This is a genomic window from Duganella sp. SG902, from assembly GCF_013376005.1.
In the GTDB taxonomy this organism is placed as follows: Bacteria; Pseudomonadota; Gammaproteobacteria; order Burkholderiales; family Burkholderiaceae_D; genus Rugamonas.
Genome location: NZ_JABMJK010000001.1, coordinates 734543 through 751160 on the forward strand (window position 1 = coordinate 734543; position 16618 = coordinate 751160).

Sequence of the window (16618 nt, forward strand, 5' to 3'; positions counted from 1 at the left end):
GCGGGCCTCAGAAAGCATAACGGGCGCTGAACTTCACGGTGCGCATCGGGCCGCCCATGGAATTCGGCACGCCGAGGTTTTTGTTGTCGCCGCCGAAGCGGTTCTGCGGATTGCCCGGTCCACCGCCCCAGCCGTCGTAGCCGCCGTAGTTGATGCTGTTGAACAGATTCAGCACGTCGGCGCGCAGCGACACACGGCCGAAGCGGAACGCCACTTCCTTCGACAAGCCCACGTCCACCTGGTGGAATGCATCGCCACTGCCTTTGGCCGAGACGCACTGGTCGAATCCCCGCGAGCAGTCGGTGATGCGGTATGGCAGGCCGGAACCCAGCGTCAGCTTCCCGGACAACATCAGGCCCCACGGCAGCCAGCCATCGGACACGCCAGCCACCACCAGCCGGTGGCGCTCAACGTCGGTCGATGGATTCCACGCGTACGGATAGCGGCCATAGGTCCAGTTGAAGATATTGTTGGTCCACTCCTTGTTGGTGGTCTCGCCACGGCTGTAGGTGTAGGTCGCGCCCAGGCTCCAGGTGGAGGCCTTGGTGTAGGGCTTGTCCGCCTTCAGGTAGAGCGAATCGGTCTTGGCCTGACTGATGAAGTCACCCAGCACCAGCGTGCCGTAACCCGGGACCGATCCCCACAGCGGATCGATCGGGCTTTGCGTACCCCAGCCACCTTTCGGATCGCGGTTGCCGCCGAACCAGTTGAACTGGTTATGACTGCGCGAGTTGGTGTAGCCCACTTCGCCGTTCCACATGCCCAGCGCCTGGCGCAGGCCAAAGCTGTACTGGTCTGTGTACGCCATCTTGTGGTCATTCTTGATCAGCCACACCTCGCCGCCCGGCTGGGCGTTCTTCTGCGCTTCGTCCAGCGCGTGGTTGGCGATGGTGCGGTCGTAGGCGCGTCCCCACCCCGCGAACAGCACCGAGGCGCGGTCGCCAAACAGGTCGTAGGACAGGCCGAGACGCGGCGCCCAGGCGTTCTTGAACGGCTTGCGGCTGTTGCCGGTGCTGATGTAGTCGTTGATATTGATGCCGCCCTTGGCCAGCGACTGCGCATAGGTCTGACCGGCCGGCGCGCCATCGCGCGGGTCCTGCTTGCCGAAGATGGCCACGCGGTCGGCCGGCGTGACGTAATTATCGTTCAGCATATTGTCTTCGTAGTCGTAGCGCAGGCCGAGATTCAGCAGCAGCTTGTCGTTGTACTGCCAGTCGTCCTGGAAGTAGATGCCGTACTGGTTGTTGGCGAAGTCCACGCCGGATGCCGGAATCGCCGGATCGGTGCGGATGGTGCTGGGCTGTCCGGTCACGGTGTCGATGCGTTGGTAGATCTGGTCCACCGCGCGCGCCGTGCCGGACAGGTCATAGCTGATGCGCTTGACCTTGAAGCCGGCCTTCATCGTGTGGCCTTTGATGCCGGTGTAGGTCAGGTCATCCTGCAGCAGTTGGCCGCTCTGCTGGCGGAACTGGTTGTTAGGCGAGCCGCCGACGATGATCACGTCCACCACGTTGTTGTCGGTATTGCTGGGCGAGACCTGGTAGCGGATGTAGGGCTTGGTCGCGGTCGAATGCGGGTTCCAGGTATATTTTTCGTAGCCGAGACGCGCCTCATTCAACCATCCGCCGCTGCTCCACTCGTGCTTGAAGTCGAAGCGGTCCTCGTCGTTGCCACGGTTGAGCGTATTCTCCGCCACGCTCAGCTTCATGTCTTCCGGGATCTGGTCGGTCTCGCGGCGGATGCGCGCGGTCGCCTCGACACGCTGGTTCTCGGTCAGCTGTGCATCCACCTTCAGCAGGAACAGGTCTTCCTTGAACGACGACACCGTGGCGCCCTGCTGCGCCAGCAGCGACGGCACGATGCCGGCGTTGGGCAGCAGGTCGGTGCGCTGCGCGATGACCTGGCGCGGACTGTCGATCTTCTTGCCCTCGTAAGCGAAGAAGTAATGCGCCACGTTCTTCTTGATCGGCCCACCCAGCGTCACGCCAAACTGGTCCTGCGACGATGCCGGCCGCGCGATGCCGCGCCGCTCGGCGTCCTTTTGGAATGGATCGAGCGCGGTCAGGTTGGTGCCGGTGTGGTCCCAGAAGGCGTCGCCATGCAGCTCGTTGCCGCCCGACTTGGTGACGGCGCTGATCGCCGCGCTGGACACCTGGTCGTACTCCGCCTTGTAGTTCTGCGAGATCACCTTGTACTCCGCCACCGCCGACTGCGGGAACGGATTGCCGCGGCTGGAGTCGATGCCGGAGACGCCGCCGCGCAGGATGTTGTTCTTCTGGCTGACGCCATCGATGAAGACGTTGACGTTGTCCTGGTTCTGCGCCCCGCTCTGCAGCTTGACGTTGCCGCTTTGGTCGACGTCGAAGCGCACGCCCGGCGCCAGGTCGGCGAAGGACAGGAAGTTGCGCGTCACCTGCGGCAGCTTCTCGATCTGCTGGCGCGACACCGAGGTGCCGACCTCGGAGCCGGCGACATCGCGCCGCGTGGCCGAGCCGGTGATCACCACCTGCGTCACGCCCTCCTGCAGTTGCAGATCGACCTGGCTGGTCTGGCCGACGCTGACCACCACCAGTTCCGAGGCCTGGTCGCCTACCTTGATCTGGTAGGTGCCCGGCGCCACGCCGGTCAGCACATAGCTGCCGTCGGCGCGGGTGACGGCGTTGTAGGCGTAGCCGTTCAGCTGGTTGACGGCCACCACGGCGGTGCCGGCGGCGGCCGCGTCGCCGCGCTTGACCTGGCCCTGAATGGTGGCGCTGCTCAGTTGCGCGCTGGCGTACGGCGCCGCCAGCAGGACGGCCGACAGCGCGGCCGCCATCACGGACAGACGGCAGGCGATATTGCGGGTTGGTGCTGTTTTCATGCTTGTCTCCTGATTTTTTATATGTATCTAGGTCATGAAGCTGCGGTGTTGCGGGTGTGGTTAGGGTGGACTGAACTCTCCCGTGGAGGCGCGCACCACCAGCGTGGCGGCCAGCGTGGCGATGCTGGCCGGCGCGCCGGCGCCGGCGCCTATGGCGGCCAGCAAGCGCTCCAGCGCCTGCACGCCCAACTCGGCGATGGGCACGCGCACCGTGGTCAGGGCCGGGCTGACGTAGCGGGCGATGGGAATATCGTCGAAACCCGCCACCGCCATCGCGTGCGGCACCTGAACGCCGCCCTGCGTCAGCGTCAGCAGCGCGCCGATGGCCATCATGTCGTTGGCGGCAAACAGCGCTTGCGGACGCTCGCCGGCCGGCAACGCCAGCAGCGCGCGTCCCACCGCCTCGCCGGACTGCTCCGAGAAGTCGCCCTCGAACACGCGCGGCGCCACGCCCGGCGCCAGCCGCGCCAGCGCCGCCTGGTAGCCGCGCAGGCGCTCCTGCGCCTCGTAGTTGCCGGACGGGCCGGCGATGAAGGCGATGCGCTGATAGCCGCAACCCACCAGGTGGCCGACCATGGCCTGCGCCGCGCTGTAGTTGTCGACCGACAGCGCCGGATAGTGCGTGCCGCCGCCGGCGGTGTTCATCAGCACGATGGGCAGTTCGTCCGGCAGGTTGTCCGACAAAAACGCGGCGTCGACGTGCGGCGACATCACCAGCAGGCCATCGACGCGGCCGCGCATGGCGCGCAAGGCCAGCGCCGCCTCGTCGGCGTCGCCATGCAGACTGGAGACCATCAGGTGCAGGCCGCGCTGGCGCGCCGCGCCGTCGATGCCGCGGATCATCTCCGAGAAGAACTCGCCGTACAGGTCCGGCAGCAGCACGCCGATGGTGTTGGTGGTGCTGGTGGTCAGGCTGCGGGCGCCGACGTGCGGCATGTAGCGCATGCGCTTGACCACCTCCAGCACATGCTTGCGGGTGTCGTCGGTGATGCTGGCGTGGCCGTTGAGCGCGCGCGACACCGAGGCCACCGACACGCCCGCCGCCTGCGCCACATCCTTGATCGTCACTGCCATAATCCGCCCTTTTAGAAAATGTAACCGGTTACATTGATATCAAAAAATAAAACCGGCAACTTCGCTAACGAATGTAACCGGTTACATCGGTGTGAAATAAAGTGTACTCGCATTTTCATGCGAGCACCAAAGCTTTTTTTATAATGTTTTCACGAATTCGCGGATGCCGCCCAGCAGCATCTCGACCGACATCGCCGTCAGGATCAGGCCCATCAGCCGCTCGAAGGCGGTCATCACCTGCGGCCCAAGCACCTTCTGCAGTTTCTCGGCGCTGAGGAAGACCATCAGCCAGATCCCCCCCACCGCCGCCAGCGCGGCCACGTGCACCAGCACTTCGCCGGTGCTCTCGCGCGAGAACAGCAGCACCGTGGCCAGCGCCGACGGCCCCGCCAGCGCGGGAATCGCCAGCGGCACGATGAAGGGCTCGGCGCCATCGGTGCGGCCCAGCACGCCGTCCGGGTGCGGGAAGATCATGCGGATCGAGATCAGCAGCAGGATCACGGCGCCGCCGATGCGCAGCGACACTTCGGACAGGTGCAGCGCGCTGAGGAAGTGACGGCCGAAGAACATGAAGATCAGCAGCAACACAAAGGCGATCGCGCATTCGCGCACCACGATGCGCGGGCGGCGCGCCACCGGCACCGGGTTGAGCACGCTGGCAAACAGCGGCACGTTGCCGAACGGGTCGGTCACCAGCAGCAGCAGGATGAAGGTCTGGAAGAAGTCCTGGGTCATGTAATCTCAAGGGGAAAAAGAAAAACGGGAGCCGAGGCTCCCGTTTGAGTGTACCACCAGATTCAGCTTATGCCGATTTGCGGCGGCGGGCTACTACACCCATCAGTGCCAGGCCGCCCAGCAGCATGGCGTAGGTTTCCGGTTCCGGAACTGGCGCGGCGTCGTAGGTGTAGGTCACCTTGGCGTAGCCGTCCATCACGATGATCGGGTTGTAGGTGGCGTTGCCGCTACCCGAGCTGGTGGCCGACGACCAGCCGGTCAGCAGCGCGGTGTAGTCGCCGGTGCCCTTGAAGGCGCTCAGGTCGGACGACGAGTTGAAGCTCACCGAGTTCGACACGGTCCATGGGTTCAGCGTGACGTTGCCGGTCTGGCCAGCGGCCAGCGAGAAGTTCTTGGTGATCGAGCCCGAGGTGGTCAGCACGCTGCCCAGCACGTCGCTTTCGATCTGGCCGCCAGCGGTCACCACGAAGGTGCCCGCGCCGGTGGTGGCGTCGTTGGTCACTTCGATCGAGCCGCTCAGCACGTTGAACAGTTCGAACTTGACGCCGGTCAGGGTGCCCAGCGCGGTGTTGAACTTGGCGAAGCTCAGCTCGCCGTCGTTTTCTTCGATGTTTTGCGCGGTGTTCGAGGTGAATTCGATCACGGCCGCGTTGGCGCCCATGGCCAGGGTCAGGGCCGCAGCGGCGAAAATGGTTTTCGAGAATTTATTCATGTTGAGATCCAGATTCTTGGTTGTCGGGTTGGCGTATCAGGCTTGGGCCGAGCGCGATTTGCGCTTGGCGGCGTATGCCACAACACCCAGGCCCAACAGCAGCATGCCGTAGGTTTCTGGCTCTGGCACTGGCAAAGCGGTGTAGGTGTAGGTTACTTTACCGGCGCCGTCACCCAGGGTGGTGAACTTGGTGCCGATGCCGGTCTGGCCGACAGCGGTGCCGGTGGCGTTGATCGCCAGCGCGGCGGTCACCGAGCCGGTGCCGGTGAACAGGCTGAAGTTGCTGGCGTTGACCGCGTAGCTGCTGAACAGTTCGGCTTCGCCGCTGGCCACGGTCACGTTGGCGGTGTTTTTAACAGCGGTCGCGTTGACGCCGCTGAACAGGGATTCGGTGTCGCCGCCCAGCGCCAGGCCGCCAGGGCCGGTCAGGGTCATGGTGGTCGACAGGCCGACGGTGGTGGTCTTGTTCTTGGTCAGGCTGGTGTTGGTCAGCTCGACTTTACCGTTCACCGACGAACCGTATTCGATGGTGATGGCGGTCAGGGTGCCCAGCGAAGCGTCGAACTGGTGGATCGACAGATCGGTCAGGATGTTGGTGAGGGTCGAGCCAATCGAGGTGATGTCGTATTCAACGACGGCGGCCATCGCAGGAGCGGAGAAGGCGCCAGCTGCGACGCACAGGGAGGCGGCAGCAAATTGTTTCAATTTCATGAGATATCCTTATTGTTAGGGCACAGATTGCGGGCCTTGAAGAGTGGCCGCAGAGTGCTTGCTTTGCCGCCTTTTTTCTTACTTAACGCAATCTTAACATACAATATGGAAATGTCATCGCCTTTCCAGCATTTTTCGATGAAAAAATGAAATTAGAGTTGCCGAAAAGTAATTTCAAATAAAAAACGACCCGGGAGGGTCGTTTTTTTGCCACACCGAGTGGAAAACGGCTTAGTTGCTGGCTTCGCCTTTTTTGATCCAGGCCGCCAGCTGGTGCGGACGCAGGCCGTCGTAGTCCTCGAACGGCTGGTGGATCCATGGGTTGTGCGGCAGTTCTTCCATCTGGTAATCCGGACGGAACGCCGAGCTGCCCTTGGTCCAGATGACCGCGGTTTTCACCTCGGTCACGCCGGCGAAATTCTGCTTCAGGTGGTCCACCACCTTCATCAGGGTCACGCCGGAATCGGCCAGGTCGTCCAGCAGCAGGATCTTGCCGGACAGCGGGCCCTTGGTCATCGTCATGTACTTGGCGATGTCGAGGTCGCCCTGCACCGTGCCCTTCTCCGCGCGGTACGAGCTGGTCGACAGGATCGCCAGCGGCACGTCGAAGATGCGCGAGAACACATCGCCCGGACGCACGCCGCCGCGCGCCAGGCACAGCACCATGTCAAATTTCCAGCCGGAATCGTGCACCTTGAGCGCCAGGCGCTCGATCAGGCGGTGATACTCGTCCCAGGAGACCCAGAGGTGTTTTTCGTTGGATTGTGGGGTGCTCATAAAATTCCTTAATTACGCGAACGGGTGGCGCAGGACGATGGTTTCTTCGCGATCCGGACCGGTCGACACCATGTCCACCGGCACGCCGACCAGCTCTTCGATACGCTTGATGTAGTTGCGGGCGGCGACCGGCAGGGCTTCCATGGTCTTGGCGCCGACGGTGCTGTCCTTCCAGCCCGGCATTTCCTCGTACACCGGCACGCAGCGCGCGGCTTCCTCGGCGCCCGATGGGAAGATGTCGGTCGGCTCGCCGTCGATGGTGTAGCCGGTGCACAGCTTCAGGCTTTCCAGGCCATCCAGCACGTCCAGCTTGGTGATGCACATGCCGGTCACGCCGTTGATCTGGACCGAGCGGCGCAGCAGCGCGGCGTCGAACCAGCCGCAGCGGCGGGCACGGCCGGTCACGGTGCCGAACTCGTGGCCCACTTGCGCCAGGTGGTGGCCCACGCCGGCGTCGGTCGGCAGTTCCGAAGGGAACGGGCCGGAACCCACGCGGGTGGTGTAGGCCTTGGTGATGCCCATGACGTAGTGCAGCATGCTCGGACCGACGCCGGCGCCGGCGGCGGCATTGCCGGCCACGCAATTGGACGAGGTCACGAATGGATAGGTGCCGTGGTCGACGTCCAGCAGCGAGCCCTGGGCGCCTTCGAACAGCAGGTTGGCGCCGGCCTTGTGCGCCTTGTACAGGGCGCTCGAGACGTCGGTCACCATCGGGCGCAGGCGCGGAACGTAGGCCAACGCGTCGTCCAGGGTCTTCTGGTAATCGATCTTCGGTGCTTTCAGATAGTTTTCCAGCACGAAGTTATGGTAGTCCAGGTTGGCTTCCAGCTTCTCGGCCAGGCGCTTCTCGTTCAACAGGTCGGCGATGCGGATGGCGCGACGGGCCACCTTGTCTTCATATGCCGGGCCGATGCCCTTGCCGGTGGTGCCGATCTTGGCGTCGCCACGGGCGGCTTCGCGCGCGTGGTCGAGGGCGGCGTGGTAAGGCAGGATCACCGGCGCGGCGTCCGACACTTTCAGACGCGAGGCCACTTCCACGCCCACGGCTTCCAGCTTGTCGATTTCGCGCAGCACGTCCGGCACCGACACCACCACACCGTTGCCGATGTAGCAGGCCACGCCCGGACGCATGATGCCCGACGGGATCAGCTGCAGCGCAGTTTTCACGCCGCCGATGACCAGCGTGTGGCCGGCGTTGTGGCCGCCCTGGAAGCGCACCACACCCTGGGCGTGGTCGGTCAGCCAGTCGACGATTTTGCCTTTACCTTCATCGCCCCACTGGGTACCGATGACGACGACGTTTTTTGCGTTTTTGTTTGACATCACATTAACCTAAGTTTTTAAGAATCCAGTTACTACCATTCTCTTCGAGCACCAGCGCGCGATCGCACTCGAACTCGTCCAGTTCGTGGCTGTGACCCGGCATACTCTGGATCACCACTTCGCCGGACTTGCGCAGCTCGGCGATTTTTTCCTTCAATTCCGGCGCATTGCCCCATGGCGCGCGGATCGAATGCTTGCGCTCCGCGGTCGGCAACAGGCGCGCCAGCTCGCGCAGGTCGAGCGAGAAGCCGGTGGCGGGACGCGCCCGGCCGAAGGCCTCGCCTACGTGATCGTAACGGCCGCCGCGCGCCACCGCGTTCGGCAAGCCTGGCACATACAGCGCGAACATCGCGCCGCTTTCGTATTGGTAGCCGCGCAGGTCGGCCAGGTCGATCGCCACCTGCGCGCGGCCGAGGGCCGACGCCGCCAGCGCCGCCAGTTCGGCCAGCGCCTTGGCGATGCCCGGCAGTTGCGGCAGCACTTCGCGCGCCTTGGCCAGCACGTCGATATCGCCGTACAGCGATGGCAAGGCCAGCAGGGCATCACGCACTTCCGGCGCGTAATCCTTGGTCAGCGCCTGCAGGTCCGGCACATCCTTGGCGCGCAGCGCGGCGTGGATTTTCGCCTGATCGCGCTGGGCGGCCGGGCATTGCTCCAGAAGCGCGCGCAGCACGCCGACATGGGTCAGGTCCAGGCGGACTTCGTTGAAACCGGCCAGCGCCAGCGAGGCCAGCGCCAGTTCCTGGATTTCGGCGTCGGCTTCAAGGCCGGCATGGCCATACATCTCGGCGCCGATCTGCAGCGGCTCGCGGGTGGCATGCAGGCCCGATGGACGGGTGTGCAGCACGCTGCCGGCGTAGCACAGGCGCGTGACCGAGGCGCGGTTCAGCAGGTGGGCATCGATGCGCGCCACCTGCGTGGTCATGTCAGGACGCAGGCCCAGCATGCGGCCCGACAGCTGGTCCACCAGCTTGAAGGTGCGCAGGTCGGTGTCCTCGCCGGCGCCGGTCAGCAGCGACTCCAGGTATTCCAGCAGCGGCGGCATCACCAGTTCGTAGCCGTACAGGCGGAAATTATCCAGCATCAGGCGACGCAACTCTTCAATCTTGCGTGCTTCCGACGGCAATACGTCGGCGATATTCTCGGGCAGCAGCCAATTAGGCATGGGACTATTTAATTAAGAAATGAACAATGCGGCGCGGAGGCCTCGGCCACCCAAGCGGAGGGCCGAACCTGATATTTTACGCGAAAACGCGTCTTTAGAGGGGAAAAAGATGCGATCGGGACACCTTGTGAGTGTCCCGATACGAGGTCCCTGCTTTACTTCTTGGCTGGTGCGGGTGCGGCGCCGCCGGCGCCGGAGCCTTTGAAGTATTTGAAGAAGTCGGAGCTGGAATCCATCACCATCACGTCGCCGTGGTTCTTGAAGGTGGCGCGGTAGGCTTCCAGGCTGCGGTAGAACTTGTAGAACTCCGGATTGCGGCCAAACGCTTCGGCATAGATGGCAGAGGCCTTGGCGTCGCCCTCGCCGCGAATTTCCTCGGCGTCGCGATAGGCTTCGGCCAGGATCACGGAGCGCTGGCGATCGGCATCGGCGCGGATCTTTTCAGATTCCGCCGAACCGGTCGAACGCAGCTCATTGGCCACGCGCATACGCTCGGCCTTCATGCGCTCGTACACGGAGTTGTTGATCTGCTCCACATATTCCACGCGTTTCAGGCGCACGTCGATGATCTCGACGCCGATCTGCGCGGCCTCCTGCACCACCTTGGTACGGATGCCCTCCATCACCTTGCCGCGCTGGCCGGAGATCACTTCCGCCACGGTGCGCTTGGTGATTTCCTCGTTCAGCGCCGCCTTGATGATCTGCGACATGCGGTCGCGCGCGCGGCCCTCGTCGCCGCCGAAGGTGACGTAGTACAGCTTGGGCTGGTTCTCGCCGCGGCCGATGCGCCACTTGACGAAGCTGTCCACCAGGATGTTCATCTTCTCGGCGGTGATGAAGCGTTCGGCGTCGGGCGACTCAATGGTCATGATGCGGTTATCCAGGAACAGCACATTCTGGAACGGCGGCGGCAGTTTGAAATGCAGCCCCGGTTCACGGATGACTTCCTTGATCTGGCCCAGCGCGAACACGATCGCGTACTTGCGCTGGTCGACCACGAACACGGTCGACGACAGCAGCATCAGGGCGATGAAACCCAGGACGACGGTACTGGCTATGCGATTCATTAACGGCTCTCCCGGTCACGTAAGGATTCACGCGAGCGCGAGTCGCGCGTGCGGTTCACTTCCACCGACGGCATCAGTTCCGACGGCAGCGTGGTGCTGCTGGACGGCAGCGACGATTGCGCCTGCGCGGCGCGCGCGGCGGCCGCTTGCGCGTCGGTGGCGGCGGCCTGCGCGATCAGCTTGTCCAGCGGCAGGTACAGCAGGTTGCTGCCGCTCTTGGCATCCACCATCACCTTGGAGGCGCTGGAGAAGATCTGCTGCATGGTTTCCAGATACATGCGGTCGCGCGTGACGGCCGGCGCCTTCTGGTACTCGACCAGCACCTGCTTGAAGCGCGAGGCGTTACCGGTGGCGTTCTCCACCACCATCGAGCGGTAGCCCTCGGCCTCCTGCATCAGGCGCGACGCGGTGCCGCGCGCCTTCGGAATCACGTCGTTGGCGTAAGCCTGGCCTTCGTTCTTCTGGCGCTCGCGGTCCTGCCCCGCCTTCACCGCGTCGTCAAACGCGACCTGCACCTGCTCCGGCGGCTGCACCGCCTGCAGCGTGACGCTGGAGATCAGCACGCCCGAGGCGTAGCGGTCGAGGATCTGCTGCATCAGCTGCTGGGTTTCGAAGGCCACCTTGTCGCGGCCCTCGTACAGCACGAAGTCCATCTTGTTCTTGCCAACGATTTCGCGGATCGAGGTCTCGGCCACCTGGCGCACGGTGTCCTCCTCGTCGCGGTTGTTCATCAGCCACGCGACCGGGTCCTTCAGCTTGAACTGCACGGCGAACTGGATGTCGATGATGTTCTCGTCATCGGTCAGCATCAGCGATTCGCGCGTCTGCTTGTTCTTGATGTTGCCGCGGTAGCCGATTTCCACCATGCGCATCTGCGATACCTTGACCGTTTCGTCGCTCTGGAACGGGTACGGCCAGCGCCAGTTGAAACCGGAGCCGGTGGTATGGCTGACTTTACCGAAGGTGTAGACCACGCCGGTCTGGCCTTCCTGCACGATGAACGAGCCGCTGGCCAGCCAGATCAGCGCGACCACCGCGCCGATGGCGCCGGCCGTGGCGCGCACGCCGCCGGACATGTCGGGACGATTGCCGCCGCCATCGCCGCCGCCGTTGTTGTCGCCGTTGTTATTGTTGGGACGCTTTTGCCCGAACAAGCCGTTGAGGCGCTGGTTGAAGTCGCGCCACAGCTGTTCCATGTCGGGCGGTCCTTCGCCGGGCTTCTTGCCTTCGTTGGCCTGCGGCTTGTTGTCCTTCCCCCAGCGAGGGTCGTTCAGCGACAGCTTCAGGCCGAGTCGTTTCATAAGTGAGGAGACACGCATTAGTGTGATCCAACGTCAGTGAGGGTGGGACTGCTCTCTACTTCTTCTAATTCTTCTTCGATGTCGTAAGACGGCTGCTGCAGGCGTGCGCCCGGCGCGGCCTTGGCCCACTCGGTGATGGCGTCGCGCAGCAGGTCCAGTCCCTGCCCCGTGCGCGCACTGAGGAAGACCCTGGAAATCTTATCATATTCATCTCGCTCGACCGAGGGTTCCAGGCCGGCGGCGTCGATCTTGTTCCACACCAAAATCTGCGGAATGTGATCGGCGCCGATTTCCTGCAGCACCATGTTGACCTGCTCGATCTGCTCCATGCGCACCGGCGAGGCCGCGTCCACCACGTGCAGCAGCAGATCGGCGTGGATGGTCTCCTCCAGCGTGGCGCGGAACGCCGCCACCAGCTGGTGCGGCAGCTCGCGCACGAAGCCGACGGTGTCGGACAGGACCACGTGGCCGACCTCCTCGTTCATGTAGACACGGCGCGAGGTCGTGTCCAGCGTGGCGAACAGCTGGTCGGCCGCGTACACGCCCGCCTTGGTCACCGCGTTGAACAGGGTCGATTTGCCGGCGTTGGTGTAACCAACCAGCGAGATGGAGAAAGTCTGGGTGCGGTTGCGCGAACGGCGCTGGGTCTCGTGCTGCTTGCGCAGCTTGGCCAGACGCGAACGCAGCATCTTGACGCGCTCGCCGATCAGCCGGCGGTCGGTCTCCAGCTGGGTTTCACCGGGACCGCGCAAGCCGATACCGCCCTTCTGGCGCTCAAGGTGGGTCCAGCCGCGGATCAGGCGCGTGGCCAGATGCTGCAGCTGCGCCAGCTCGACCTGCAGCTTGCCCTCGTGGCTCTTGGCACGCTGGGCGAAGATGTCAAGGATCAGGCTGGTGCGGTCCAGCACCCGGATGTTCAGGCGCTTTTCCAGGTTGCGCTGCTGCGCCGGCGACAGGGCATGGTTGAAGATGACGATTTCGACGCGGTCGGCCAGCACGGCCTGGCCGATTTCGTCCGCCTTGCCGCTGCCGACGAAATAAGCCGCATCCGGCGAGGAACGCTTTGCCGTGATCGTCGTCACCGGATCGGCTCCGGCGGAACGGACCAGCAGTTGCAGTTCCTCCATGCTGGCGGCAAAGTCGCCCTTGCCGAAATCGATACCGACTAGAGCTGCACGCATACGACGGTCAGGCCTGGTAAAAAGAAGCGATGCTGCAAATGCTTATTCCGCTTCGTTTTCGATATTGAGGTTGACGGCGCGCGCCGGCACCACGGTGGAGATGGCGTGCTTGTAGACCATCTGGGTCACGGTGTTACGCAGCAGTACGACGTATTGATCGAAAGATTCGATGTGGCCCTGCAGTTTGATGCCGTTGACCAGGTAGATCGACACCGGAACGTGCTCTTTGCGCAAGGCATTCAGGAATGGGTCTTGTAACAGTTGCCCTTTGTTGCTCATAACAGCTCCATTTTATGTTGTTGTGTTGGAAGTGGAGGCGAAACGCTTGATTTCAAGTACGTGGCTCAGCAAAAAGTCTAACTAAAGTCAAACAATTTTCGCTGAAACACCGCTCGCCACGCCAAAAGTGGTGCTTCTAAGCCACTGTACCTTGTTTTTGCTTTTTTTGCAGGGTGTTCCTTTAAAAAAAGCGTAAAAAAATCGCCGTCATTCCGGCGCAGGCCGGAATCCATGGAACGCCAGCATGCTACCTGCGCATGGATTGCCGCCCGCGCGGCAATGACGTCACTTTTCCGACGATTTTGCGAATGGATTTTTACCGGTGCGCAGTTCGATGCGCAGCGGCGTGCCGACCAGATTGAACGTATCGCGGAAATGCTTCTCCAGATAGCGTTTATACGGCTCGCTGATGGCATCCAGCGAGTTACCGTGGATGACGATCACCGGCGGGTTCATGCCGCCCTGGTGGGCATAACGCATCTTCGGACGGATCGAACCCTTGCGCTTCGGCTCCTGCTTCTCCACCGCCTCGATCAGCGCGCGGGTCAGCTTCGGCGTGGACAGGTCGGCAAACGCGGCGGCGTAGGCCTGGTCCAGGGATTTCATCAGCGGGCCAATGCCCTGCGCCTTCAGCGCCGAGATGAAGTGCATCTTGGCGAAGCCGAGGAAGTCCAGCTTGCGGTCGATGTCGATCTTGATCTCGTCGCGGCGCCACGATTCCAGGCCGTCCCACTTGTTGACGGCGATGACCAGCGCGCGGCCGGTTTCCAGCACGAAGCCGGCGATGTGGGCGTCCTGCTCGGAGATGTCCTGCTGGGCGTCCAGCATCAGCACCACCACGTTGGCTTCCGAGATCGATTGCAGCGTCTTCACCACCGAGAACTTCTCGATCGCCTCGAACACCTTGCCGCGGCGGCGGATGCCGGCGGTGTCGATCAGGGTGTACTTCTTGCCGTCGCGCTCAAACGGAATCTCGATCGAGTCGCGCGTGGTGCCCGGCATGTCGAAGGCGATCACGCGCTCCTCGCCCACCAGGGTGTTGATAAGGGTCGACTTGCCGACGTTGGGACGGCCGACCAGCGCGATCTTGACGCCGCGGTCCGCCTTCTCCAGCTCCTCCGGATCCTCCGGACGCTGCTGGAAGGCGGTGTCCAGCGCCAGGTCAACGAGGTCGTGCACGCCGTCGCCGTGCGCCGACGAAATGACAGCCGGTTCGCCCAGTCCCAGTTCATAGAAGTCCGCCACCACCGCGGTGTAGCGCATGCCTTCCGCCTTGTTCACGACCAGGATCACCGGACGGCCGCTCTTGCGCAGGAAGTCGGTGATGGTCTTGTCGTGCGGCGTCAGACCTTGGCGGCCGTCGACCAGGAAGACGACAACGTCGGCTTCGGCCACGGCTTGCTTGGTCTGCTTCGCCATCTGGTGGAGGATGCCTTCCTTGGCCACCGGCTCGAAGCCGCCGGTGTCGATAACGAGGAAGGGACGTTCGCCGACACGGCCCTCGCCATAGTGACGATCGCGCGTCAACCCAGGCAAGTCCGCCACCAGCGCATCGCGCGAGCGGGTCAGACGATTGAACAAGGTCGATTTCCCAACGTTGGGTCGACCCACTAATGCGATTACCGGCTTCATTTTATTATTCGACCGCCAGAGCGGTCACAGTCCCTGATTGGGTTTGGAAAATCAAATTCGTGCCGGCGATGACCGGGTCAGCCTGGATAGGGCTGCCGTCCGTCGCCACACGACCTATAAATGCGCCATCTTCCCGCGACAGGAAGTGGATGTAACCCTGATAGTCGCCCACCGCCACCGCGCGGCCATACGACACGGGGGTCGACAGCACACGGTACGACAGCTTGTCGTTCTTCCAGGCGTTGGCGCCGTTTTCACGGCTGTAGGCGCCAACTTCGCCTTTGTCGTCGGAGACGAATACAAAGCGCTGGTCCACCGCCACGCCCTTGTCGGACGAAGTCGGCTTGCTCCAGTGCGGCGCGCCGGTGGTGGCGTCGAAGCAGGCCACGCGGCCCTGGTACGACACGGCGCAGACATCTTTTTCGAAGATCACCGGGGTGCCGGCGATGTCGGTCACGCGTTCCAGCTCGGTGGCGCCGCGCGGCTCGCCCACCACCACTTCAAAGCGTTGCAGGCCGCCGGCCACGTTCAGCGCCAGCAGCTTGCCGCCCGGCTGGGCGATGTAGGCATTCTGGCCGTTGATCACCATGCCCGGCGCATTGCGCAGGGTCAGGGCCGGCGTGGTGCGGGCCACGTTCCACTTCTTGGCGCCGGTCTTGGCGTCGTAACCGGTGATCATGTTGTCGACACTGCGCACCACCACCACGCCGCTGCCGGCTTCCGGCGAGGACAGCACCTCGCTCGACGCCTGCGCTTTCCACAGCTGCTTGCCGTTGGTGTCGTAGGCCAGGATCTGGCCCTTGACGCCGCCGACCACCACCACCTCGCCATCGCTGCCCACACCGGCCGTCAGGTCGGTGCCGGTCTTGATGCGCCAGATTTCCTTGCCGGTGGCGGCGTTCAGGCGCACCAGCGCGCCGTCGGCGTCGGCCACGTAAATGCTGTCGCCGGCGACGGCGGGCGTGAACACCGCGTTGCCGGCCTTACCGACCGAGTACTTCCACACCACCTGCGGCGTGAGCGAAGGATTCTTCAGCTCCACCAGCGGCGCCGGCAGGTTCTTGGTTTCCTTGGACGAGAACAAGGAGCAACCGGCCAACATCGCGAACACGCTTGCTGCAACTACTTTTTCGGTAATACGCATAGTTTTCTAAACCTTGATCGTTAGGCGGTGCCGCCGATGGCTTCCAGTTTCATCTGAATCAGCTGACGGCCAGGGTTCTTCTTGTCGGTGGCGTCCAGCGCGGCCTTGTAGGCGGCGCGGGCTTCGGCCAGCTTGTTCTGCGCCGCCAGCACATCGCCCTTGCGGTCGGCCACGGCACCGGCGAACTGCGCAGGCACGTCGCCGCCCAGCACCTTCAGCGCCTCGTCGTAGGCTTTTTCATCCAGCAGCACACCGGCCAGGCGCACCTTGGCGACCGCCTTGAACTCGTCCGCGCCATGGTCGACCGCCCACTGCAGCTGGGCCTTGGCCGATTTCAGGTCATTGGCGTCGAACGAACTCTTGGCAGCCACCAGCGCGGCCATCGGCGCGTAGGCGGTGCTGGCGAACTTCGATTCCATGTCGCCGGCGGCGCGCAGCACCTTGGCGTTGTCCTTGGCTTCCACCGCCGCCTGCAGCTCGCCGTACAGGGCCGAGGCCTTGCCGGCCTGGTCTCGCTGGTAGTAGTTCCAGCCGTTCCAGCCGGAGTACGCCGCGAGGCCAGCGATCAGCACCCAGGTGGTCACATTGCCGTACTTGTCCCACCATGCTTTGAGGGTCGCTATCTGTTCTTGTTCTTCAAGATCGTATGCCATGGTA

At 63.4% G+C, this 16618-nt stretch carries 15 protein-coding genes; all 15 read right to left on the bottom strand.

The window, feature by feature from the left end; genetic code table 11:
- Positions 1–7: 7 nt before the first annotated feature.
- The 15 genes from FHW83_RS03295 to FHW83_RS03365 all read right to left on the bottom strand — a co-directional run bounded on the left by FHW83_RS03295 (position 8) and on the right by FHW83_RS03365 (position 16614).
- On the bottom strand, positions 8–2860 hold the full coding sequence (locus tag FHW83_RS03295) for a TonB-dependent receptor domain-containing protein (protein WP_176644895.1): 2853 nt from the start codon (positions 2858–2860) through the stop codon (positions 8–10).
- Positions 2861–2920: 60 nt separating this feature from the next.
- A complete protein-coding gene (locus FHW83_RS03300) occupies positions 2921–3928 on the bottom strand; it encodes a LacI family DNA-binding transcriptional regulator (RefSeq protein WP_218105934.1) in 1008 nt (335 codons plus the stop codon).
- 144 nt (positions 3929–4072) lie between these two features.
- A complete protein-coding gene (locus FHW83_RS03305; RefSeq protein WP_176644897.1) occupies positions 4073–4669 on the bottom strand; it encodes a MarC family protein in 597 nt (198 codons plus the stop codon).
- Positions 4670–4736: 67 nt separating this feature from the next.
- Positions 4737–5381 carry a choice-of-anchor E domain-containing protein gene (locus FHW83_RS03310; protein ID WP_176644898.1) on the bottom strand — a complete coding sequence of 215 codons (645 nt, stop codon included), beginning with the start codon at positions 5379–5381 and terminating at the stop codon, positions 4737–4739.
- A 36-nt stretch (positions 5382–5417) separates the two neighbouring features.
- Entirely contained in the window at positions 5418–6092 is a 675-nt protein-coding gene (locus tag FHW83_RS03315; protein WP_176644899.1) for a choice-of-anchor E domain-containing protein, read from the bottom strand.
- 231 nt (positions 6093–6323) lie between these two features.
- On the bottom strand, positions 6324–6869 hold the full coding sequence (locus FHW83_RS03320) for a phosphoribosyltransferase (protein WP_176644900.1): 546 nt from the start codon (positions 6867–6869) through the stop codon (positions 6324–6326).
- A gap of 12 nt (positions 6870–6881) precedes the next feature.
- A complete protein-coding gene (locus tag FHW83_RS03325) occupies positions 6882–8192 on the bottom strand; it encodes an adenylosuccinate synthase (protein WP_176644901.1) in 1311 nt (436 codons plus the stop codon).
- A gap of 4 nt (positions 8193–8196) precedes the next feature.
- Positions 8197–9357 carry an ATP phosphoribosyltransferase regulatory subunit gene (locus FHW83_RS03330; protein ID WP_176644902.1) on the bottom strand — a complete coding sequence of 387 codons (1161 nt, stop codon included), beginning with the start codon at positions 9355–9357 and terminating at the stop codon, positions 8197–8199.
- 155 nt (positions 9358–9512) lie between these two features.
- On the bottom strand, positions 9513–10424 hold the full coding sequence (gene hflC / locus FHW83_RS03335) for a protease modulator HflC (protein ID WP_176644903.1): 912 nt from the start codon (positions 10422–10424) through the stop codon (positions 9513–9515).
- Positions 10424–11725: an FtsH protease activity modulator HflK gene (gene hflK, locus FHW83_RS03340; RefSeq protein ID WP_229223996.1), complete on the bottom strand. Its 1302-nt coding sequence runs from the start codon at positions 11723–11725 to the stop codon at positions 10424–10426. Before hflK ends, hflC begins: the two co-directional genes overlap by 1 nt.
- A 17-nt stretch (positions 11726–11742) precedes the next feature.
- Complete coding sequence (hflX, locus tag FHW83_RS03345; protein ID WP_176644905.1) at positions 11743–12906, bottom strand: GTPase HflX; 1164 nt, start codon at positions 12904–12906, stop codon at positions 11743–11745.
- 42 nt (positions 12907–12948) lie between these two features.
- On the bottom strand, positions 12949–13185 hold the full coding sequence (gene hfq / locus FHW83_RS03350; protein WP_072780809.1) for an RNA chaperone Hfq: 237 nt from the start codon (positions 13183–13185) through the stop codon (positions 12949–12951).
- Between the two features lie 285 nt (positions 13186–13470).
- Positions 13471–14817, bottom strand: coding sequence for a ribosome biogenesis GTPase Der (der, locus tag FHW83_RS03355; protein ID WP_176644906.1), 1347 nt, complete (start codon positions 14815–14817; stop codon positions 13471–13473).
- Between the two features lie 4 nt (positions 14818–14821).
- Positions 14822–15961 (bottom strand): outer membrane protein assembly factor BamB, encoded by a 1140-nt coding sequence (bamB, locus tag FHW83_RS03360; RefSeq protein ID WP_176644907.1) that lies wholly within the window; start codon positions 15959–15961, stop codon positions 14822–14824.
- A gap of 20 nt (positions 15962–15981) precedes the next feature.
- On the bottom strand, positions 15982–16614 hold the full coding sequence (locus FHW83_RS03365) for a tetratricopeptide repeat protein (RefSeq protein WP_176644908.1): 633 nt from the start codon (positions 16612–16614) through the stop codon (positions 15982–15984).
- Between the last annotated feature and the right edge of the window lie 4 nt (positions 16615–16618).